Source organism: Streptomyces halobius, assembly GCF_023277745.1.
Taxonomy (GTDB): Bacteria; Actinomycetota; Actinomycetes; order Streptomycetales; family Streptomycetaceae; genus Streptomyces; species Streptomyces halobius.
Window position 1 is genome coordinate 2,696,322 of the sequence record NZ_CP086322.1, and the last position, 20,112, is coordinate 2,716,433.

Sequence of the window (20,112 nt, forward strand, 5' to 3'; positions counted from 1 at the left end):
CTCATCATTTCGTTCTTGTCGTGCCGGTTGTGGCTGCCGGGTTTCCGGGTCAGGAGTGGTCGGCCTGGTGCCTGCGTACGCGCTCGGCCAGAGGGAGGGGCGTCTCGTCCAGACCGTTGACCGACCCGCTCGCCATGCGTGCGCACGTTCCGTGGCAGGCGAGCAGTCGCCTGTCGTCGCGGTGGGAAACCACCACCGCCTCCGGGGCCGGCGCGCTCCGGTAGTCGGTGCCGCAGATGAGGCACGCCAAGCCGGAGAGCATCTCGGCGGTCGGTTCGGTGCGGCCGCGGCGGCGGCCGGAGATCGATTCCTGTGAATACATGCGTCCTGCATCCTCTTGATCGGTTCAGGGCGTGCATGAGGCGCCGGAATACCTCTCGGACGCCCCGGGAACAAGGAAATCCACTACCGCGGGGCGCGGAACGGGATACCGAAGACAACGCGTCAGGACGAGCCAGGGGGCATGGTGCGGCTCTTTTCCGGCCGGACGCGATGTGCTCCGGCCTTGCCGTTCCCCGAGGGCGACGCCGACACGGATGACGGCATGCGAGGTGCGCTCGGTGCCGCAACCGTACTCCCCTCCGGACCTGCAGACGACCCGTGAGGGTGTCGCCGGACCCTTCCCCGACCGACCGGGAACGTTCTCGGTGCTCCGGACGTTGTAGCGAGTGGTTGTAGTTGAAGTTTGCGACGTGTAAGCGCCCGCGGAGTTCTGACAGCGGGTGCTTCGCCGTTTTCGGGGGTTTTCTTCGACTGCTGGCGACCAGCAGCCCGGGATCGCGCGAGTGCGCGTTCTCCGACCTCCTCGCCATCTCGAAGGAGACGTCACATGGCTCAAGGAAACCGTGAGGTGGTTCAACCCGGACAAGGGCTTCGGCTTCATCGCCCCCGATGAGGGCGGCGCCGGCATCTTCGTCCACCACTCGGCGATCGACATGGGTGGTTTCCGCTCTTTGGAGGAGAACCAGCGAGTGGAGTTCACCGCCAGCCAGGGCCCCAAGGGTATGCAGGCCGACCAGGTCAGCGCGCTCTGAAGACACCCCATTCCGAGGCAGGCCCGCGCCACGGTCCTGCCTCGCGCTGCTTCCGAACGGGTGCCGCTTCCGGCGCCCCCTTCGCGCCGGAGGCAGCGCCCGTGCACGCCGAAAGGAACACTGTGGCCACTGACATCAGCTACCGGGGCACCGGTCCGGCGGACCACGCCGAGATGACCAAACCCCCGCCCGCCGGCCGGGGCAGCGACTACGCCGCGCTGTCCCGCGAGGTGAAGCAGAGCGGGCTGTTGAAGCGGCGGCCGGGCTACTACTCCGTCAAGGTGGGGACGAACCTGCTCCTGCTGGCCGCCGGCTGGACCGCGTTCGCCCTGATCGGGCAGTCATGGTGGCAGCTGCTGACGGCCGCCTTCCTCGCGGTGATGTTCACCCAGACCGGGTTCATCGGGCACGACGCCGGACACCACCAGATCGCCGCCTCCAAGCGCGTCAACAACCTGATCGGCCACGTGCACGCCGACCTGCTGATCGGCCTCAGCTACAGCTGGTGGATCTCCAAGCACAACCGTCACCACTCCCACCCCAACCACGTCGACCGCGACCCCGACATCGCCGACGGCGCTATCGCCTTCACCCAGGACCACGCTCGCGTCCGCCGCGGACCGTATGCCTGGCTGGCCCGCCACCAGGCCTGGCTGTTCTTCCCGATGCTGCTCCTGGAAGGACTCGCCCTGCACGTCGCCGGCGTACGGGCGCTGCTCGACCGCACCGGCACCGCAACCTCGCGGAGGACCAAGTTGGCCGAGGCGGGACTGCTGACGGCGCATCTCGGCGGCTATCTCGCCGCCCTGTTCCTGGTCCTGTCCCCCGTCCAGGCCGTGTGCTTCCTCCTTGTGCACCAGGGGCTGTTCGGGCTCTACATGGGGTGCTCGTTCGCCCCCAACCACAAGGGCATGCCCATCTTCGCCAAGGACGACAAGATCGACTTCCTGCGTCGGCAGGTACTGACGTCACGCAACATCCGTGGCCATAGGTTCACCGACTTCGCGCTCGGCGGGCTGAACTACCAGATCGAACACCACCTGTTCCCCTCTATGCCGCGGCCCAGCCTGCGCCATGCCCAGGAACTCGTCCGCACGTTCTGCGTCCGGCGCGGCATCGCCTACCACGAGACCGGACTCTTCAACTCCTACGCCCAGGTCCTGCGGCACCTCCACGCGGTCGGCGGCCCCCTGCGCCCCGAACTGGAATACTGATCGCCAGTCCGCTGCCGTAGGCCACGATGTCTTGACGAGATCACCCCCGGGAAAACTCTTGGGGGTCGGCTCCGTGGAACTGAGCGATCTGTTCGACGCTGATGTCGTCGCCGCGGAAGAAGGCCAGGTTGGTGTAGGGGTCCTGCCCCTGCCATGCGCCAGCGATCCAGGCAAGACGTTCCAGCGGATCGTGCCCGCACGGTTGTGCCGTCTGCGTACCGTCCATACCGCCGCTGCGGAATCGTCTGCCCCATGCGGGGTCGATCTGGTCCAGCATCTCGGCCTGCCCGGTGACGAGGTTGGTGACCGGGCCGTACCCAGGGGAGCGGGCTGCGATGTGCTCAGCGAGATTGTGGACACTGTGGTGGCCGCGCACGGTGCCGTCCTCGTCCAGGAAGGCTCCCAGACGGGAGGGATCGCCCCGGGAAAACTCTTACGGTCGATGTCGTGCGGAACTCACCGGATGCCCTCCTGGACAACCCCGCGCCGTCTCGCCGCCGCCGTGGTCCTCTGCGCGGTGTTCGCGTCCGGCTGGTTCCTCGGCCAGCCCGTGTACGTCCCCGAATGCACCATAGGCCCCCACCGCTACAGCGATCACCTGGAGGCGGAAAACTGCGACACCCGACCGCGTCTGCTCGCGTGGTTGAACGGCGACTGGAGCTGACCGCGAACCGGCCCGCTCAATGCCCCTCGTTGAGCGGGCCGGTACCGTTCGTGTGCCAGAGTTCGCCGGTGAGGGCGAGGACGGTGAGGGTGAAGAGGACAACCGTTGCGAGGAGGATGAGCGCGGCCAGCGCATACACCTTCCCCTCCCCATCTTTCCGCTGCGGCCGCTGTGCCGCCTCGATGCTGGCCTGAGGAGCAGCCCGCAGCGACGGTAGCCAGCACCCAGCCGTCGTTCTCCAGGTCCCAGTACTCCAGGAGACTGCCGCACCGTATGCAGTTGACCGTGTATCGCTGCTGCACCATCACCCCGTCAGCAGGGCGAAGGCGGCGAGGACCAGGACGAGGCCGGCGGCGACGATGGCGACGGACGCCCAGGAACGGCGGTATCCGGAGTCGGTGAACCGCGCAGGCCGCACACCTGGGTCCGGGTCCGCGCGGAACGGCTGCGGTCCGGGCGGGTTGTCCTTCCACCGTGCGGCGAGCATACGGGCACGCGCCGATGGCTCCTTCGGCCCTTGCTCCGCCCACTTGATATCGAACTCGTCGGGTATGTCGCCCTGTCGCTCTGTCATAACGAGCACTGTAGCGACGCCGCCGGAGCACGAGTGGTGAGATGGGGCGGTACAGACCAATCCTTCGGGAAGGAGCACCCCGCCATGCGCATGCGTATGCCCCTCATCCTCCTCGGCTCCCTCGTCGTCCTGGCCGTCGGCGCCGATCTCGCCGCCGAGCAGATAGCCGAGAACATAGCCGCCAACAAGTTCGGTGAGAGACTGCCGGGGCAACAGGGCAGCGCCGAGGTGGACATCAAGGGCTTCCCCTTCCTCACCCAGGCCGCGACCGGGACGTTCGACGAGATCAGCGTCACCGTGAAGGACACGGCTGCCCCGGCCGGCTCCTCCACGGTGACCCTGCCCAGAGCCACGCTCACCGCGCGCGGAGTGAAAGTGGAGGGCACCTCATCCGCCGTGGCCGATCTGGTCGAGGGGCAGGCAACCGTCCCCTACAGCGCACTCGCAACCGCCCTCGAACAGCAAAACCCCTCGGGCGGACCGGTGGAGATAGCTCCTGTCACCGGCGGTGCCGCCCGCGTACGGATCACCCAGGGCGGACGGGACCTCATCGCCCGACTCTCGGGCCAGGGCGAGGACATCGCGTTCACCCCGGAGGTCGAGGGTGCGCCGCCGCAGGCCGTCGCCGTGGCTACCGGGCCCCTGCGGGCGGACATCACCGGCGCCACTCCGGATGAGGGCGGAGTTCGGCTCCACTTCGCCGGGCGGCTGGTCAGCCTCGGTTAGGCACCTCGCGGGACTCACGGCGCGCGTGAGGACCGCCTTCGAAACTTGCACCCGGGCCCCCGGACTTGCCAACCCGGGGGCCGCGCGCTGCCAGAAGACCGCCCTTGACCGGGCACCTCTTATCCGGACAGGGGATACCTGCAGGTGAGAGCAGAATGCAAGGTCCCGCCCCCGAACGAGATCGCACCGGGTTCGTGCACGTTGTCGCCGATCATCCCGCATTGCGGGGCCGCCGGCGCCGACACGGGCGAGAGCGTTCCCGCCTCCGGGCACAGCGGGCAGGGCCACGAGCTGTCGGCGGGCGCGGTCGCAGGGGTCACGAGCTCTCACCGGGCACGGCGGGCAGGGCCACGAGCCGCCACCGGGCACGGCGGCCGGGGTCACGAGCCGCCACGCCCCGCCCCCACCGCACCACCGGAAGCTCAAATCAACCTCTGAACCCCGCGCGCGAAGGGTTCGGCTCGCCGTAACGGGCCATGAGTACCGACACCACGGAGCGAGAGGGGGAAGCATGGAGCGCCTTGGCACGGGAATCGGCTGGCGGCCGGAGATCGCCGCCGAGATCGCGGGGCTGCCCGGTGTGGACTGGGTGGAGGTCGTGGCCGAGAACATCTGCCCCGGCCATCTGCCGCCCGCCCTGCGGGAGCTGCGCGAGCGCGGCACGACCGTCGTCCCGCACGGTGTCTCGCTCGGCCTCGGCGGCGCGGACCGTCCGGCCCCCGGGCGGCTGACCGCCCTCGCCGAACGCGCCGTGGCACTGGGCGCGCCGCTGGTCACCGAACACATCGCGTTCGTCCGCGCCGGCGGGCCGCTCACCGCCTCACCGGTGGTGGAGGCCGGGCATCTGCTGCCCGTGCCGCGCACCCGCGACGCCCTGGACGTGCTGTGCGAGAACGTACGGATCGCCCAGGACGCGCTGCCCGTACCGCTGGCCCTGGAGAACATCGCGGCGCTGATCAACTGGCCGGGCGAGGAGCTGACCGAGGGGCGGTTCCTCCGCGAACTCGTCGAGCGGACCGGCGTACGGCTGCTCATCGATGTCGCCAACCTCCATACGAACCACGTCAACCGGGGCGAGGACCCGGCCGTCGCACTCGACGAGCTGCCGGTCGAGGCCATCGCGTACGTCCATGTCGCGGGCGGGGTGGAGCGGGACGGGGTGTGGCACGACAGCCATGCGCACCCGGTGACCCAGCCGGTGCTGGACGTGCTGGCCGAGCTCTGCGCCCGGATCACGCCCCCCGGTGTGCTGCTGGAACGGGATGAGGACTTCCCCGAGGGCGGCGAGCTGGCCGGGGAGCTTGATGCGATCCGCGCCGTGCTGAAGGAGGCCCGTCGTGCCGAGGCGGCTTGAGCCGGTGACGGACCGGTCCCAGGGCGGGACGGCAGCGCCGCCCGGGTCCACCGAGGCGGCGCGGCAGCGGCTGGCGCTCGCCCAGACCGCGCTGCTGTCCGCGCTCGTCGCCGGGACGCCCGCCCCGGAGGGTTTCGACCGCGCCCGCTTGCGGGTGCAGAGCCGGGCGCTGACCGCCAAGCGGGCCTCCGTCGTCGCCAAGGTGGCCCCCGAGCTGCCGGAGATCCTCAGCGAGGACTTCCGGATGGCGTTCCTCGGCTACGCCCGGCACCGGCCCATGAGCGGCGGCTACCGGCAGGACGCCCTGGACTTCGCGGCATATCTGCTGGCGCAGGGCCGCCCCGACGACCCTGCGGCACGGCGGCGGTTGGCCCAGTGGTGGCATGATCGCGCCGGACCCGAACCGCCGTCCACGGGCCCCGCGTCCCGTCTCACCCACGCCATCCGGCGCGCGCTGCACCGAAGGTGAGCGCCCCGCCCGGCTGACGCCGATAGCCCCCTGCCACACAGCCCACAAACGGCCGCGTAACACGCAAGACGGACCTTCGTGGCTCAATCCCTCCCGGCTCCCGGACGCCGCCCTCACCGCCATAGGGCCCGACGGCCAGCGCCCCATCCCCGCGATACGCGACGGCCTGGCCACCGCCGATGAGGTACGGGAGCTGTCCGACCGGTTCGTCGGCTCCGGTCTCGCGCTGCCCGCCGCGGCCCCTACGGCCATCGTCCGGGCGGTCCGCCAGGTGAAGGGCGCCGTTCTGCTGGTGCTGCCGACCGCCGCGGCATCCGTGTGGACTGCCCCCCTCCGGCACGGAGACCGGGCTGCTCCTGGCGTGGTTCGCGCTGCCGCTGATCCTTGCCGCCGGCACCCGGGCGATGGCCCACTTCGAGGTCAACCCGTCCGCCACATGGGCGACCGCGGCGGGCGAACGCCTGCTGCGGCGCGTCGCCGCCGGACACGCCGGAAACCCCCGCCCCGCGCTCACCGCGCTCGCCGTCCACGGCCCCGGAACCCTCACCGAACCCGCACTGCGGACCGCCCTCCACTCTTCCGGGGCATAGCGCCCGACACCGGTGCCAGGTGCTTTACTTCGGCAACCACCCCCTCAACTATCCCTTTTGTATGCACACCGTGCGGCCCAGCGGAGTGAGCCTCTCGCCGTGCGCCACGCACCATACGAAGGGACGGCTCGTGAGAGCACTCGCGTTGTACGGCACCATCGGATCGCTGGTCCTGACCGCGCTCGCCACCGCCCCGGCGGGGAGCGCCGACGGCCCTCCCCTCAAGCCCCCCGCCCCGGTGCCGCACCCCATCGACTTCGGCACATGCTCTCCCGTCGAGCATCTGCCGGACTCCGTCGAATGCGGCAAGGTCACCGTGCCGCTCGACTACGCGCACCCCGACGGCAAGAAGATCAGCCTCACCGTCAGCCGGATCCGGGCCACCGCGCCCAAGGAGCGGCAGGGCGCCCTGGTCTTCAATCCCGGCGGTCCCGGTGCGAGCAGCATGGATTTCCCGCTCTACGGCGCGCTCGCCAGATGGCGCAAGGTCGCTCGCGTCTATGACTTCGTCGGATACGCGCCGCGCGGTGTCGGCCGGTCCGCGCCGCTCTCCTGCCAGGACCCGGAGAAGTTCGCCAAGGCTCCGACGGACAGCCAGCGGCACCCCACCGAGGAGTTCAAGCGGAAGAAGGTGGCACAGGCGAAGGCGTACGCGCGGGGGTGCGTCCGCAACGCGGGCGCCGACCTGCCCTTTTACAACTCGGTCAACAACGCCCGCGACCTGGACATGATCCGGGCCGCCCTGGGCGAGAAGAAGCTGACGTTCATGGGCGCCTCGTACGGGACGTACTTCGGTGCCGTTTACGCGGCGCTCTTCCCCGGCCACATCCGCCGCATGGTCCTCGACAGCGTGGTCAACCCCGAGCCCAGCCAGATCTGGTACGCCAACAACCTCAACCAGAACATCGCCTTCCAGCGCCGCTGGCGCGACTGGCTCAAGTGGGTCGCCAAACACCACGCCCGATACGACCTCGGCAAGACGCCGAAGGCGGTGCAACGCTCGTACGACAAGGCCGTCCGGCAGGTCCGCCGAGCGCCCGTCAACGGCAAGATCGGCCCCGCCCAGCTGCAGGCGGCGTATCTCAAGACCGGCTACAACGACGCGTACTGGGCGATGCGCGCCCAGGCGCTCTCGGATTATCTGCACGGCAATCCGAAGCAGCTGATCGCCCAGGCGGAGCCCAAGGCCGGCGCCGCCAAGGAGGAGGAGAACAGCAACGCCGTCTACACGGCGGTCGAGTGCAATGACGCGCCCTGGCCGCGCGACTGGCGCGTCTGGGACCGCGACAACACACGGGTCGCGAAGGTGGCGCCGTTCGAGACCTGGGACAACGCCTGGATGAATCTGCCGTGCGCCTTCTGGCCGGAGCGGTCGGAGCAGGCCGTGGCCGGGCTCGAAGACGCGATCAGCAGGGCCACCGACCGCGCCACCGGGAAGAACGCCGACAGCGCCAACGGCGACGATGTGGTGGACGGGCTGGCCGCCGCCACCAGCCGTACGGTCGAGGCCGGTCTGGACGACGTGTTGAACGGTGGTTCCCGGCCCCTCGACATCCGTACGGCGCCCGGCGCGCTGCCCCCGGTGCTGCTGCTGGCGGCGGAGCGGGACGCGGCGACGCCGTATCCGGGGGCGCTGAATCTGCAGCGGCGACTGCACGGCGCCTCGCTGGTCACCGAGAAGGGGGCCGGCACACACGGCATCGCGCTCAACGACAACGAATGCGTCAACAAGTACACGCTGGCGTATCTGCTGCGCGGGGAGGCCCCGGGGCACCGGGTGTACTGCCCGGCGCGCGCGGAACCGAAGCCGGACGACCGGGCGAAGCCCATGAAGTAGCGCCAGGTGCCGACGGAAAAGCGCTGCGGGCCGTCCCCTGGGGGACGGCCCGCAGCGCTTGCGCGGCGAGGTCAGGCGAGCCCCGCGACCAGCTCGGACACCGGCTTCCGCCGCCCCGTGCTGCATCCCCCGGGGGATAACCCCCGGACCCCCAGCCCAACGCCCCGCGCACCCCGACTACGCCAAGCCCGCGACCAGCTCGGACACCGGCTTCCGCCGCCCCGTGTAGAACGGGATCTCCTCGCGGACGTGCAGACGCGCCTCGGAGCCGCGCAGGTGCCGCATCAGGTCGACGATGCGGTAGAGGTCATTGGCCTCGAACGCCAGGATCCACTCGTAGTCGCCCAGCGAGAACGCCGGCACCGTGTTGGCGCGGACGTCCGGGAAGCCGCGGGCCATCTTGCCGTGGTCGGCGAGCATCCGGCGGCGGTCCTCGTCGGGGAGGAGGTACCAGTCGTAGGAGCGTACGAAGGGGTAGACGCTCACATAGTCGCGGGGCTCCTCGTCGGCCAGGAAGGCCGGGATGTGCGACTTGTTGAACTCGGCGGGGCGGTGCAGCGCCATGTTCGACCACACCGGCTCCAGCACACGGCCGAGGCGGGTGCGGCGGAAGAGGTTGTACGCCTCCTGGAGGGCGTCCGAGCTCTCCGAGTGCCACCAGATCATGACGTCGGCGTCGGCACGCAGGCCGGACACGTCGTAGGTGCCGCGCACGACGACGTCCTTGGCGGCGAGCTGGGCGAACAGCTCCTCGACCTCGTCGGCGTAGCCGCCGCGGTCCTCCGGGAGGACGTCACGCAGCTTGAACACCGACCAGAGGGTGTAGCGGATGACCTCGTTGAGGTCCTTCGCCTTCTTACCGGCGTTCGGGGTCTTCTCGGGAGCGGTGGCGGGGGTGGAAGCGTCTGTCATGTCGTCCATTCTCACTCGCCGCCCGCGGTGCCCGCCGCCAGGGTGGCCAGGACGTCGTCGGCGGCGCGGTGCGCGGAGCCGATGCAGGCCGGGATGCCGACACCGTCGTAGACCGCGCCGCACACCCGCAGCGCCCCGGGCAGCCCGGCGACCGCGTCACGGATCCTGGCCACCCGCCGCACATGGCCGACGGAGTACTGCGGCAGCCCGCCGTGCCAGCGGGTGACCGTGTTCGCGACGGGCCGGGCCCGCAGGCCGACCGCCGCGCCGAGGTCGGCCAGCGAGAGATCGACCAGCTCGGAGTCGTCGCGCTTGAGGTCGGCGTCGTCCTCGTACCGGCCGATGGAGGTGCGCAGTACGAAGAGGTCGGGGTCGGCGTCCCCGATCCAGCCCCATTTCTGGCCGGCGAACGTCGATGCCTTGATCCGGTGCCCGTCGACGGGCGGTACGAGGAAGCCGCTGCCGCTGGGGACGCTGCCCAGGTCCGAGCGGCGGAAGGCCATGGTGACCAGCGCCATCGAGGCGTAGTCGACGGTGTCCAGCTCGACGGCGGCGGAGGGGCAGTCGCGGCGGAGCAGGCGCGCCGCCGCTCCGGCCGGGGCGGCCATGATCACCGCGTCCGCCTGGAACATCCGTTCGTCGGCGCGGATCTGCCAGCCGTCGTCGCCGGCCCACCGCAGCTCCCGCACGGCGGAGTCGAGGAGGATCTCACCGCCCCCCGCGCGCACGGCGTCGGCGACGGCACCGGGCAGCGTCCCGATCCCGCCGTCGATCCCTATGAAGACCGGACCTTCGGGCGGTGCCGTGGCGGCCGCGCGCGCCTGGATGGCCCGTACGCCTTCGAGCAGCGAACGCTCGGCACGCGCGGCCTCGAAGAGCTGGGGGACGGCGGCGCGCATCGAGATGCGGTAGGCACCGCCCGCGTAGACGCCGCCGAGCAGCGGCTCGACGAGCCGGTCGACGACCTCGCGGCCGAGCCGGGCCGCGACATACTCGCCGACCGCGACATCCTCACCGGCCTCGGTCCGCGCCAGCGTCTCGTCCTCGGCGATCCGCGCCAGACCGGCCGGGGAGATCACTCCGGACGCGGCGAGCGGATCGAGGTCCCCCGGGACGCCCATGACATGGCCCTTGGGCATCGGGCGGAGCGCGTCACGGGTCCACAGGGACGCGGTGGTGGTGGCGGGCGGCTGCAGCCGTTCACCGAGTCCGACGGCACGCGCGAGCCGCACCGCCTCCGGCCGCCTGGCCAGCATCGATTCGGCCCCGAGGTCGACCGGTACACCCGCGATCTCACCGGCGCGCAGCTTGCCGCCGAGCCGGTCGGACGACTCCAGGACGGTGACCTGGACGCCGCCTTCCAGAAGGCGGTGCGCGGCGGCCAGTCCCGAGATGCCGCCTCCGATGACGACGACATGACGGACGGTGCCCGGCGCCCGGCCGGTACTGGTGTGCGCAGGGCTCATGCCCCCAACTCTCTCAGAGTCAGGAATGCGCCGGTTTCGGGGAGGAGGTGAGGGCCGGGCCAGGACGGCCGCACCCCCCGCCGGCCGCCCGGCAAGGAGTCCGTCCGGAGTCCGGAACGTGACCGCATCGCGACCCGCGGACGGCAACCCGTCGCCCCTGGGCGGCGTCGAACGGGCAACACCATCAAGCCACTTAGAGGGGGATGAGGCATGCGGGGAGCAGGGCGGGTGCGGCAGGTCCGGGGAACCGGGCGGATGCCGGGAGCCGGTGCGAGGCGCGCTCCGAAGGGCCGTCGGGGTGCCGCGGCCGGGTTGCTGCTCGCGGCGTCGCTGACGGTCGCCGGGTGCGGTGCGTCGGACAGCGAGAGCACGGCGAGCGACGCGATGGCCGACAAGGGGGCGGCCCGGCCGACCCGGGCGCCGGGCAGCGGATACGCGCAGGGCGGGCAGCGGACCGGCAGCGACGGGCGAACCGGGACGGCGGCCGAGGAGAGCGCCCCGGGGCGGCCGAAGGCGACGAAGATCGCACCCGCCCAGATCATCCGGACCGCCACGGTCACCGTGCGGACCAAGGACGTACCGGAGGCACTGGCCAAGGCACGTACGGCGGTGGAAGGCGCGGGCGGCTATGTCGGCGACGAGACCACCGACCGGGATGCCGAGGGCCACGACCGGTCACGGCTGGTGCTGCGGGTGCCGCCGAAGGAGTACGACGCGGTGCTGGGACGACTGTCCCGGCTCGGCAAACTCGTCTCGCGGGAGGTCTCGACGAAGGACGTCACCGATCAGGTGGTGGACACCGACAGCCGCATCACGTCGCAGCGGGCGAGCGTGGCACGCGTCCGGGAGCTGATGGCGAAGGCCACGACGATCAGCGACATCGTCTCCCTGGAGTCCGAGCTCAACACCCGCGAAGCGAGCCTGGAGTCACTGGAGGCGCAGCTGCAGTCGCTCAAGGAGCGGACGGGGATGGCCACCATCACCCTGCTGCTGCGGGAGCCGGACGCCGCCCCGGAGAAGAAGCCCGACGAGCCGACGTCCTTCGGGGACGCGCTGGCCGGCGGCTGGCACGCCTTCACGGCGGCGGTGCGGTGGCTCCTGGTGATCATCGGCGCGGTGCTCCCGTTCGCGGTGGCCGGGGCCCTGCTGTACGGGCTGTGGCGACTGGTCCGCGGCCGGCTGCCGGCGGGGCTCCGTACGCGACGGAGGGCGAGTGGCGGGGACGCCGAGAGGCGGGCGGGTGCGACGACGGGGACGGGTACGACGATGGCGGCGGGCGCGGCGAAGGGAGCGGGCGCGGCGACGCGGACACGCGCGGCCTGTGAACCGGAAGTCTCAACCGGACCGGAGGCCTCGGACGAACCGGCAGCCGGCGACGAACCGGAAGCCTCGTCCGGCCCCGGAACCGGCGCCGGCCCCTCCCACCCGTGAGCCCAGCCCCTGTATGCCAACCCGCCCCCGTGAGCCCGAATCGCCCCGCCCCCGACAAGGTGGCCCAAGACCCCGTTGACAGCGGGAGGCGACGGGCCAAGACTCGGGGCGGGCGGCAGCGATCTTCACACCGCCGCCCGCCGACCTCCGAGCCGGGACCGCGAGCACAGCGAGGACACACCCTGATGACCGACCCACACGTACGGGATGTCTACATCGTCGATGCCGTACGGACCCCCGTCGGCAAATACGGCGGCGCACTGGCCGGAATCCGCCCCGACGACCTGGCCGCCCATGTGGTCAGGGCGCTGGTGGACCGCACCCCGGAGCTGGACCCCGCCCGGATCGATGACGTCTGCTTCGGCGATGCGAACGGCGCGGGCGAGGACAACCGGAATGTCGCCCGGATGGCCGTGCTGCTGGCGGGACTTCCGGTCACCGTCCCCGGCGTGACCGTCAACCGCCTGTGCGGCTCCGGTCTGGAGGCGGTTGTCCAGGCCGCCCGCGCCCTCGCGCTCGGCGATGCGCATATCGCGGTGGCGGGCGGTGTGGAGTCGATGAGCCGCGCGCCGTACGTCCTGCGCAAGCCCGACCGGGCCTTCCCCGCCGGCCATCAGGAGATGTACTCCTCGACGCTGGGCTGGCGGATGGTCAATGAGCGGATGCGCCCCGAATGGACGGTTTCCCTGGGCGAGGGCGCCGAGCTGATCGCCGAACAGCACGGCATCACCCGCGAGCAGCAGGACGTCTTCGCGCTGGCCAGCCACCAGAAGGCGGTACGGGCATGGCGGGAGGGCGGCTACCACGCAGAGGTGGTGCCGCTTGCGGGCGTCGCGCTCGAACGGGACGAGACGATCCGGGAGGCGTCCTCCCTGGAGTCGCTGTCCAAGCTGAAGCCGGTGTTCCGTACGGTCGGGGGCACGGTCACCGCGGGGAACTCCTCGCCGCTCAACGACGGCGCGGCCGCGCTGCTGCTGGTCGACGAGGAGGGCCTGCGGGCCACCGGGCGCGAACCGCTGGCCCGTATCCGCGCAAGCGCGGTGACCGGCGTCGAGCCGCAGCTGTTCGGCCTCGGCCCGGTGGAGGCGGTACGGCGCGCGCTGGACCGGTCCGGGCGCGGCTTCGGCGATCTGGCGACGTTCGAGCTCAATGAGGCGTTCGCGGCCCAGGCGTTGGGCTGCCTCGGCCAGTGGCCCGACCTCGACCCGTCGGTGGTGAACCCGCGTGGCGGCGCCATCGCCATCGGCCATCCCCTGGGCGCGTCCGGCGCCCGTCTCGCGGGGTCGGTGGCACATCAGCTCGCCGCGCTGGGCTCGGGAACGGGGCTGGCGGCACTGTGCATCGGCGTGGGGCAGGGGCTCGCGCTCGTCCTGGAGCGGTAGGGCCTGTCCGGCGGGTCAGACCGGAAAGGCCCCGGCCCCCGGCCGATCACGCCGCGTGGCATCTCCGCGTGGCATCTCCGCGTGCGTGTCCACGCCGCATTCCCCGCATCGTGACGGCGCCCGACAGGCGCGTCCGATCAGCACGTCAGGACGCCGTGCGGCAGGACCGGAGTCGCCCCCTGCCCCGTCCTGCCGCGTCGTCCTGCCAGGTCCCGCCGCCCTCGGCGTCCCGGCTGCCGTACTCCCCGCTGCCGCATGTGTGGCGCAGACATGGCGCCGCCCGCCGCCCCGCGGGAGAATGAGAACACCCATTCATGCCTCAACTGTTTCCCTGTGACCGGAGGTTGGCCCCGATGCCCCTGCTCGACCCGAAGGACCAGCTGTCCCTGCACGGCGGCGAGGCCGAGGCCGTCGAGCCCGCGACGGGGGACGTGCTGGACACCTTCACGCTGGCCGCCCCCTCCGATGTCGAGGATGCCACGATCATCGCCGCCCGCGCCCAGCGGGACTGGGCCGCCAGGACGTATACGGAGCGTGCCGCGGTGCTGCGCCGGGCCGGCGATCTGATCCAGCGGTACGAGCCGGAGATCGCCGAGTGGATCATCCGCGAGTCCGGCAGCATCCGGGGCAAGGCGGACTTCGAGGTCCGCACCGCGACCGAGGAGTGCTACCACGCCGCCGCGCTCGCCCACCGGCCGATAGGCCAGGTGCTTCCCTCCGCCGCGCCCCGTCTCTCCTACACGTCCCGGGTGCCGGCCGGTGTCGTCGGCGTGATCGCGCCGTTCAACGCCCCGCTGGTGCTCGGCATCAGATCCGTCGCGCCCGCCCTCGCGCTCGGCAACGCCGTCGTCCTCAAGCCCGACCCGCGCACCGCGATCTGCGGCGGCCATGTCCTGGCGGCGGTCTTCGCGGAGGCCGGGCTGCCCGAGGGGCTGCTGCACGTTCTGCCGGGCGGCGCGAAGACCGGCGAAACGCTGATCACTGATCCGCGGGTCCGCGTCATCTCGTTCACCGGCTCGAGCGCCACGGGCCGCAGCGTCGGCGCGCTGGCCGCGACCCATCTCAAGCGCGCCCACCTGGAGTTGGGCGGCAACAGCGCGTTCATCGTCCTGGAGGACGCCGATCTGGACGCCGCGATGTCCACCGCCGCCTGGGCGTCCTTCTTCCACCAGGGCCAGGTGTGCATGACCGCGGGCCGCCATCTCGTGCACGCCTCGCTCTACGACGAGTACGTGGCGCGGCTGGCGGCCAAGGCGGACGCGCTGACCGTCGGTGACCCGTTCCGCGAGCAGGTGCACCTCGGCCCGGTCATCGACCGCGGTCAGCTCGCCAAGATCGATGAACTGGTACGGAGCAGCGCCGAGGCCGGTGTGCGGATCGCCGCCGGCGGCACCCACCGCGACCTCTTCTACCGTCCGACGGTGCTCGCCGACGCGGGCGCCGGCTCCGCCCAGGGGCCGGGCTCCGTGGGGGCCTGCGCCGCCTACGCCACGGAAGTCTTCGGCCCGGTGGCCCCCGTGCGCGCGTTCCACACCCCCGACGAGGCCGTCGAGCTGGCGAACGACTCCGCCTACGGCCTCGCGCTCGGGATCGTCACCCGCGACGCGGCCCGCGCTCTGGACCTGGCCGACCGCATCCCCACCGGCCTCGTCCACATCAACGACCAGACGGTCAACGACGAACCCATCGCGGCGTTCGGCGGCCTCGCCGACTCCGGCACCGGCTCCCGCTTCGGCGGCGAGGCCAATCTCGACGCGTTCACCGAAACCCGCTGGACGACGGTGCGCGCGACACCCGCCGCCTACCCGTTCTAGGCCCCGTCCACAGGGCCCAGGGAAAGTCCCGGGTCAGCGCGCCGTCTGCTGGTGCACGTACTCCACCAGCCGCGTCAGGGAGTCCGGGTCGGTGTGGGGCAGGACGCCGTGGCCGAGGTTGAACACATGGCCCTCCAGGCCGGCGGCCGCGTCGAGGACCTCGCGAGCCTTGGCCTCCACCGCCTCACGCGGGGCGAAGAGGACGGCCGGATCGAGGTTGCCCTGGAGCGCCCTGCCAGGGCCGACGCGGCGGGCCGCCTCGTCGAGCGGGACGCGCCAGTCGACGCCGACCACGTCCGCGCCCGCCTCGCCCATCAGGCCGAGGAGTTCACCGGTGCCGACGCCGAAGTGGATGCGCGGGACGCCGTAGGAGGCGACCGCGTCGAAGACCTTGGTGGAGGCCGGCATCACGGAGCGGCGGTAGTCGGCCGGTGCGAGCGCGCCGACCCAGGAGTCGAAGAGCTGGACGGCGCTCGCCCCGGCCTCGATCTGCACCTTCAGGAAGGCCGCGGTGATCTCGGCGAGTCGGTCCAGGAGGTCGGCCCACAGCCGCGGGTCGCCGTACATGAGCGCCTTGGTGCGCTCGTGGTTACGGGACGGGCCGCCCTCGACGAGATAGCTGGCGAGGGTGAAGGGCGCGCCGGCGAAGCCGATGAGGGGGGTGGTGCCGAGTTCCCGGACGAGCGTGCCGATGGCCTCGGTGACGTACGGGACGTCGCCGGGCTCCAGGTCGCGCAGCTGCGCCAGGTCGGCGCGGGTGCGGATCGGGTGGGCGACGACCGGGCCGACGCCCGGCTTGATGTCGAGGTCGATGCCCATGGCCTTGAGGGGGACGACGATGTCGCTGAAGTAGATCGCGGCGTCGACGTTGTGGCGGCGTACGGGCTGCAGGGTGATCTCGGTGACCAGCTCGGGCCGCATGCAGGAGTCGAGCATCGCGATGCCCTCGCGGACCTTGCGGTATTCGGGCAGTGAGCGCCCGGCCTGGCGCATGAACCACACCGGCGTGTGCGGCACCGGCTCGCGGCGGCACGCCTTGAGGAAGGCCGAGTCGTATGTAGCGGTCTGCTGCTGGCCCTTGGGGCTGTGGTTGGCGCTCACGCCCAAATCTTCGCATGCGCACCCGGGGGCATCGTCCCGGTCCCGTGGTTCGCCCGTGGTACGGGGCGGGATGCCTCCGGGACGGCTCCGGCGGAGTCCGGGAGGAGCACGTGAGAGGGACTGTGCCCGCGTCGTTGCGGGCACCTCCGAATGGGCGACGCGCGCACCGGGTGTCCTCCCGGGATGAGGGCCTCCTTCCGCCTAATCTTCCGGGCATGGCTGCGGCTCAAGAACACCTCGCGGACAGCGCTGACGAGACCCCGATCCCCTTCCGTCAGGCGGTCGAGGCGCTCCGCGCGGCACGACTGCGGCCGGAGATCGAGATCGACCCGACGCCGGCGCCGAAGCGGCTCGCCCCGTTCGCGTACGCGCTGGAGGCGGCGGTCGTCGAGCGTGCGTCGGGGCCGGGCGACGAGGACCGGGATCTGGCGGACGGGCGGCTGGTACTGCTCCACAATCCGGCCGGGCACGACGCCTGGCAGGGCACGTTCCGTGTGGTGACGCTGGCGCGGGCGGAGCTGGAGCCGGAGATGGGCGCCGATCCGCTGCTGCCGGAGGTGTCCTGGTCGTGGCTGACGGGCGCGCTGGAGGCGCGCGGGGTGCGGTACGGGGAGCCGAGCGGCACGGTGACACGGGCCGGGTCGCACTACTTCGGTGGTCTCGCGGCGCGGGAGCCGGCGACGCAGATCGAGATCCGGGCGTCCTGGACGCCGGCCGAGGGGCCGGGCGGGGTGCCGGATCTCGCGGCGCATCTGTCGGCGTGGTGTGATCTGCTGTGTCAGGTCGCGGGTCTGCCGCCGGCCGCGCCGGACTCGGCGGAGCGCGGCGGCGGTGTCGTCGCCCTGCCGCAGCGCCGGGGCCCGCAGGCCCGCTGAGGGCCTGACGTCCCGGGTGCCGGACGTCGTCCGAAACCCCGGCCGGGCTCCTGGCCGGGCGGGTCCCACGGCACCCTTCGCGGACAGCCTCTGAGCACCTACGACAACGCTTGATCACGTTCGCGCGTCAACCGTGCTCTTCGCGTTTCGTCCCTGAAGGGTTCCGGGCGACAAGGCGTCACCACATACGCCTCTGTTCACCTCTGTGGTCACTCGATGCTCAGCTCTGATCGACCAAGCGTCCGATTTGCCCGAATTGCCCCTAACTAAATCGTGATCAAACTCTAAAGTCCCGCCCGATTACTGCCGAAGAGGTCAGTGACCCTTCAAACACGGATCATTCCGACGCTCCCAAGTCGGCTTCCGTCCCCAGCCACTCCCCCCAGGAGGCCCGGTGTCTGTTCTCCTCGAGCAACCTTCGAGCCTGGTCGCCTACCGCCCGAACAAGCCGACGGCCATGGTCGTCGTGGCCGACCCTCGCGTCCGCTCCACCGTCACCCGCCATCTGTGGGCGCTCGGAGTACGTGATGTGATCGAGGCGTCGTCCATCGCGGAGGCCCGTCCCCGCGTCGGCAATCCGCGCGACATCTGCGTTGCCGACGTCCACCTTCCCGACGGCTCCGGCCTCACGCTGCTCTCCGAGACGCGGGCCGCCGGCTGGCCCAACGGCCTCGCCCTGTCCGCCGCCGACGACATCGGCGCGGTACGCAACGCCCTCGCGGGGGGCGTCAAGGGCTATGTCGTCACCGGCACCCGCACCAACCTCGCCCTTCCGGGCCGACCGGGCGCCGCGCCCATCGGCGCCAACGCGGCCCGTATGCAGCGCCGGCCTCCGGGCGCCCCCGGCCACCCGGGCGGTTACCGCGAGCTGTCGGGCCGCGAGGTCGAGGTGTTGCGGCTGGTGGCGGAGGGCCAGTCCAACAAGGCCATCGGCGTCTCGATGGGACTCTCGGCACTGACCGTCAAGAGCCACCTCGCCCGCATCGCACGCAAGCTGGGCACCGGCGACCGGGCCGGAATGGTGGCGGTCGCGCTGCGCACCGGCATCATCCACTGACCCCCTGCAGCGGCCCTTACACGCAACCGGATCGCCCGTCGAGGGAACGTTCCCTCGACGGGCGACGTGCATACACAGATACCCTTGACTGGTGACCGACGCCCAAAAGACCGCAGCAGACACGACACTGCGAGCAGCCGGAGAGTCTCCTCCGGATCTCGGACCGGCGCCGGTACCGCTATTGGAGCCCCGCGAAGGCATCCCCTCGGTGACCGCCACGAACGAGGCGCTCGCCGAGGTGGTGGCCGCGTTCGCGGCCGGCACCGGCCCGGTCGCCGTCGACGCCGAACGCGCCTCCGGCTACCGCTACGGCCAGCGCGCCTACCTGGTGCAGCTCCGCCGCGAGGGCGCGGGCAGCGTTCTGCTCGACCCGGTCGGCTGCCCCGACCTGACGGCGCTCGGCGCCGCGATCGACGACGCCGAGTGGGTACTGCACGCCGCCACCCAGGACCTGCCGTGTCTGCGTGACATAGGGATGGTCCCCACCCATCTCTTCGACACCGAGCTGGCCGGGCGGCTGGCCGGGTTCGCCCGGGTCGGCCTGGGCGCGATGGTCGAGAACGTCCTCGGCTTCGCCCTGGAGAAGGGGCACTCCGCCGTCGACTGGTCCACCCGCCCGCTGCCCGAGCCATGGCTGCGCTACGCGGCGCTCGATGTCGAGCTGCTGGTGGATCTGCGCGACGCGCTGGAGGAGGAGCTGGCGCGGCAGGGGAAGCTGGAGTGGGCCCGCCAGGAGTTCGCGGCGATCGCCGCCGCTCCCCCGCCGGCGCCCCGCAAGGACCCCTGGCGCCGTACGTCCGGTATGCACAAGGTGCGTCGACGCCGTCAGATGGCGGTCGTACGGGAGCTGTGGACGGCCCGGGACCGGGTCGCCCAGCGGCGCGACATCTCCCCGGGCAAGGTGCTCGGTGACGGCGCGATCGTGGAGGCGGCGCTGAATCTGCCGGCGAACAGCCATGCGCTGGCCGCGCTGCCCGGCTTCGGCCACCGTATGGGCCGCCGTCAGCTGGAGCAGTGGCAGGCCGCCGTGGACCGCGCGCGAGCGCTGCCGGACAGCGAGCTGCCGCAGCCCGGCCAGCCGCTCAACGGGCCGCCGCCGCCCCGCTCCTGGGCCGACAAGGACCCGGCCGCCGCGGCCCGGCTGTCCGCCGCGCGTGCCGCGGTGACCGCGCTCGCGGAGAGTCTGAACCTCCCCCAGGAGAACTTGATCACCCCGGACACGGTGCGCCGGCTGTGCTGGGAGCCGCCGGCCGAGCCGACTCCGGAGACGGTCGTCGAGGTCCTGCGGGGGTACGGTGCCCGTCCGTGGCAGATCGAGCAGGTCGCGCCGATCCTCACCGAGGCGCTGCTGACGAACGACGACTGACCTCACTGGTGGCCGATGGCCCCGGCTGCGCGAGCGCGCGCCGGGGCCGTCGTCGTACCTGGAGACCGGAAGACCGGAAGCTCCCGGGCACGCCCCCACCGTCGTCTGCCGCACCCGGCCGTACGGGCACCCCCGGTCGGCCCAGGCAAAGCGCGGCAAATCGGTGTGACGTTCGCCGCTCCGGCCGATGGGGGTGTGCAGCCTGGTTACCCGTAAGTAGCATGTGGGGTGTGAAGCGTCCCCCGG

Annotated in this window: 19 protein-coding genes and 1 pseudogene; 13 read left to right on the forward strand and 7 right to left on the reverse strand. The window is 71.7% G+C overall.

The genetic code is table 11. The features are described 5' to 3' along the window. Positions 1-49 precede the first annotated feature (49 nt). On the reverse strand, positions 50-322 hold the full coding sequence (locus K9S39_RS12470; RefSeq protein WP_248863410.1) for a hypothetical protein: 273 nt from the start codon (positions 320-322) through the stop codon (positions 50-52). Between the two features lie 523 nt (positions 323-845). Between K9S39_RS12470 and K9S39_RS12475 the strand changes: the two genes are divergently transcribed. Beyond that, positions 846-1,034 (forward strand): cold-shock protein, encoded by a 189-nt coding sequence (locus K9S39_RS12475; RefSeq protein ID WP_248863411.1) that lies wholly within the window; start codon positions 846-848, stop codon positions 1,032-1,034. A 173-nt stretch (positions 1,035-1,207) separates the two neighbouring features. Then, the gene (locus K9S39_RS12480) at positions 1,208-2,248 is read left to right on the forward strand and encodes a fatty acid desaturase family protein (protein ID WP_248868710.1); all 1,041 of its coding nucleotides are present in this window, start codon (positions 1,208-1,210) and stop codon (positions 2,246-2,248) included. A 40-nt stretch (positions 2,249-2,288) separates the two neighbouring features. Here K9S39_RS12480 and K9S39_RS12485 read toward each other — a convergent pair whose 3' ends face one another. Then, positions 2,289-2,624, reverse strand: coding sequence for a hypothetical protein (locus tag K9S39_RS12485; protein WP_248863412.1), 336 nt, complete (start codon positions 2,622-2,624; stop codon positions 2,289-2,291). A gap of 87 nt (positions 2,625-2,711) precedes the next feature. Between K9S39_RS12485 and K9S39_RS12490 the strand changes: the two genes are divergently transcribed. Next, positions 2,712-2,912 (forward strand): hypothetical protein, encoded by a 201-nt coding sequence (locus tag K9S39_RS12490; protein WP_248869237.1) that lies wholly within the window; start codon positions 2,712-2,714, stop codon positions 2,910-2,912. Positions 2,913-2,928: 16 nt separating this feature from the next. Here the strand turns inward: K9S39_RS12490 and K9S39_RS42070 are convergent, their stop codons facing one another. Next, positions 2,929-3,051, reverse strand: coding sequence for a hypothetical protein (locus K9S39_RS42070; protein ID WP_283112307.1), 123 nt, complete (start codon positions 3,049-3,051; stop codon positions 2,929-2,931). Positions 3,052-3,216: 165 nt separating this feature from the next. Further along, positions 3,217-3,486, reverse strand: a complete 270-nt coding sequence (locus K9S39_RS12495; protein WP_248863413.1) for an SCO2583/SCO2584 N-terminal domain-containing protein — start codon at positions 3,484-3,486, stop codon at positions 3,217-3,219. A gap of 84 nt (positions 3,487-3,570) precedes the next feature. Between K9S39_RS12495 and K9S39_RS12500 the strand changes: the two genes are divergently transcribed. From K9S39_RS12500 to K9S39_RS12515, 4 genes and pseudogenes are all read left to right on the forward strand, one after another. Continuing rightward, positions 3,571-4,212 carry an LmeA family phospholipid-binding protein gene (locus K9S39_RS12500; protein WP_248863414.1) on the forward strand — a complete coding sequence of 214 codons (642 nt, stop codon included), beginning with the start codon at positions 3,571-3,573 and terminating at the stop codon, positions 4,210-4,212. A gap of 511 nt (positions 4,213-4,723) precedes the next feature. Further along, positions 4,724-6,035: pseudogene (locus K9S39_RS12505) on the forward strand (DUF692 domain-containing protein). Positions 6,036-6,439: 404 nt separating this feature from the next. Continuing rightward, positions 6,440-6,625, forward strand: a complete 186-nt coding sequence (locus K9S39_RS12510; RefSeq protein WP_248863415.1) for a hypothetical protein — start codon at positions 6,440-6,442, stop codon at positions 6,623-6,625. A gap of 130 nt (positions 6,626-6,755) precedes the next feature. Continuing rightward, positions 6,756-8,462, forward strand: coding sequence for an alpha/beta hydrolase (locus K9S39_RS12515; RefSeq protein WP_248863416.1), 1,707 nt, complete (start codon positions 6,756-6,758; stop codon positions 8,460-8,462). A 177-nt stretch (positions 8,463-8,639) separates the two neighbouring features. Here the strand turns inward: K9S39_RS12515 and hemQ are convergent, their stop codons facing one another. Together hemQ and hemG are read right to left on the reverse strand one after the other, a co-directional pair. Then, positions 8,640-9,374 (reverse strand): hydrogen peroxide-dependent heme synthase, encoded by a 735-nt coding sequence (hemQ, locus tag K9S39_RS12520; protein ID WP_406707916.1) that lies wholly within the window; start codon positions 9,372-9,374, stop codon positions 8,640-8,642. 11 nt (positions 9,375-9,385) lie between these two features. Next, a complete protein-coding gene (gene hemG, locus K9S39_RS12525) occupies positions 9,386-10,840 on the reverse strand; it encodes a protoporphyrinogen oxidase (protein ID WP_248863418.1) in 1,455 nt (484 codons plus the stop codon). 255 nt (positions 10,841-11,095) lie between these two features. Here hemG and K9S39_RS12530 point away from each other — a divergent pair, with 255 nt between their 5' ends. The 3 genes from K9S39_RS12530 (at position 11,096) to K9S39_RS12540 (ending at position 15,467) form a co-directional block, all read left to right on the forward strand. Continuing rightward, positions 11,096-12,271 (forward strand): DUF4349 domain-containing protein, encoded by a 1,176-nt coding sequence (locus K9S39_RS12530; protein ID WP_406708134.1) that lies wholly within the window; start codon positions 11,096-11,098, stop codon positions 12,269-12,271. A gap of 185 nt (positions 12,272-12,456) precedes the next feature. Continuing rightward, positions 12,457-13,653 (forward strand): thiolase family protein, encoded by a 1,197-nt coding sequence (locus tag K9S39_RS12535; RefSeq protein ID WP_248863420.1) that lies wholly within the window; start codon positions 12,457-12,459, stop codon positions 13,651-13,653. Between the two features lie 353 nt (positions 13,654-14,006). Beyond that, complete coding sequence (locus K9S39_RS12540; protein ID WP_248863421.1) at positions 14,007-15,467, forward strand: benzaldehyde dehydrogenase; 1,461 nt, start codon at positions 14,007-14,009, stop codon at positions 15,465-15,467. 33 nt (positions 15,468-15,500) lie between these two features. Here K9S39_RS12540 and hemE read toward each other — a convergent pair whose 3' ends face one another. Next, positions 15,501-16,568 (reverse strand): uroporphyrinogen decarboxylase, encoded by a 1,068-nt coding sequence (hemE, locus tag K9S39_RS12545; protein WP_248863422.1) that lies wholly within the window; start codon positions 16,566-16,568, stop codon positions 15,501-15,503. A gap of 215 nt (positions 16,569-16,783) precedes the next feature. Here hemE and K9S39_RS12550 point away from each other — a divergent pair, with 215 nt between their 5' ends. The 3 genes from K9S39_RS12550 (at position 16,784) to K9S39_RS12560 (ending at position 19,866) form a co-directional block, all read left to right on the forward strand. Beyond that, positions 16,784-17,443: a DUF3000 domain-containing protein gene (locus K9S39_RS12550; RefSeq protein ID WP_248863423.1), complete on the forward strand. Its 660-nt coding sequence runs from the start codon at positions 16,784-16,786 to the stop codon at positions 17,441-17,443. 394 nt (positions 17,444-17,837) lie between these two features. Further along, complete coding sequence (locus K9S39_RS12555; RefSeq protein WP_248863424.1) at positions 17,838-18,500, forward strand: response regulator transcription factor; 663 nt, start codon at positions 17,838-17,840, stop codon at positions 18,498-18,500. Positions 18,501-18,591: 91 nt separating this feature from the next. Then, positions 18,592-19,866 carry an HRDC domain-containing protein gene (locus tag K9S39_RS12560; protein ID WP_248863425.1) on the forward strand — a complete coding sequence of 425 codons (1,275 nt, stop codon included), beginning with the start codon at positions 18,592-18,594 and terminating at the stop codon, positions 19,864-19,866. Positions 19,867-20,112 lie beyond the last annotated feature (246 nt).

What these genes read in the sequence shown, in the direction of transcription:
- K9S39_RS12510 (WP_248863415.1), top strand. Translation starts at nt 6,440, where the DNA reads ATGGCCCACTTCGAGGTCAACCCGTCCGCCACATGGGCGACCGCGGCG.
- K9S39_RS12540 (WP_248863421.1), top strand. Translation starts at nt 14,007, where the DNA reads ATGCCCCTGCTCGACCCGAAGGACCAGCTGTCCCTGCACGGCGGCGAG.
- hemQ (WP_406707916.1), bottom strand. Translation starts at nt 9,374, where the DNA reads ATGACAGACGCTTCCACCCCCGCCACCGCTCCCGAGAAGACCCCGAAC.
- K9S39_RS12495 (WP_248863413.1), bottom strand. Translation starts at nt 3,486, where the DNA reads ATGACAGAGCGACAGGGCGACATACCCGACGAGTTCGATATCAAGTGG.
- K9S39_RS12500 (WP_248863414.1), top strand. Translation starts at nt 3,571, where the DNA reads ATGCGCATGCGTATGCCCCTCATCCTCCTCGGCTCCCTCGTCGTCCTG.
- hemG (WP_248863418.1), bottom strand. Translation starts at nt 10,840, where the DNA reads ATGAGCCCTGCGCACACCAGTACCGGCCGGGCGCCGGGCACCGTCCGT.
- K9S39_RS12530 (WP_406708134.1), top strand. Translation starts at nt 11,096, where the DNA reads ATGCCGGGAGCCGGTGCGAGGCGCGCTCCGAAGGGCCGTCGGGGTGCC.
- K9S39_RS12535 (WP_248863420.1), top strand. Translation starts at nt 12,457, where the DNA reads ATGACCGACCCACACGTACGGGATGTCTACATCGTCGATGCCGTACGG.
- K9S39_RS12470 (WP_248863410.1), bottom strand. Translation starts at nt 322, where the DNA reads ATGTATTCACAGGAATCGATCTCCGGCCGCCGCCGCGGCCGCACCGAA.
- K9S39_RS12490 (WP_248869237.1), top strand. Translation starts at nt 2,712, where the DNA reads ATGCCCTCCTGGACAACCCCGCGCCGTCTCGCCGCCGCCGTGGTCCTC.
- K9S39_RS12550 (WP_248863423.1), top strand. Translation starts at nt 16,784, where the DNA reads ATGGCTGCGGCTCAAGAACACCTCGCGGACAGCGCTGACGAGACCCCG.
- K9S39_RS12480 (WP_248868710.1), top strand. Translation starts at nt 1,208, where the DNA reads ATGACCAAACCCCCGCCCGCCGGCCGGGGCAGCGACTACGCCGCGCTG.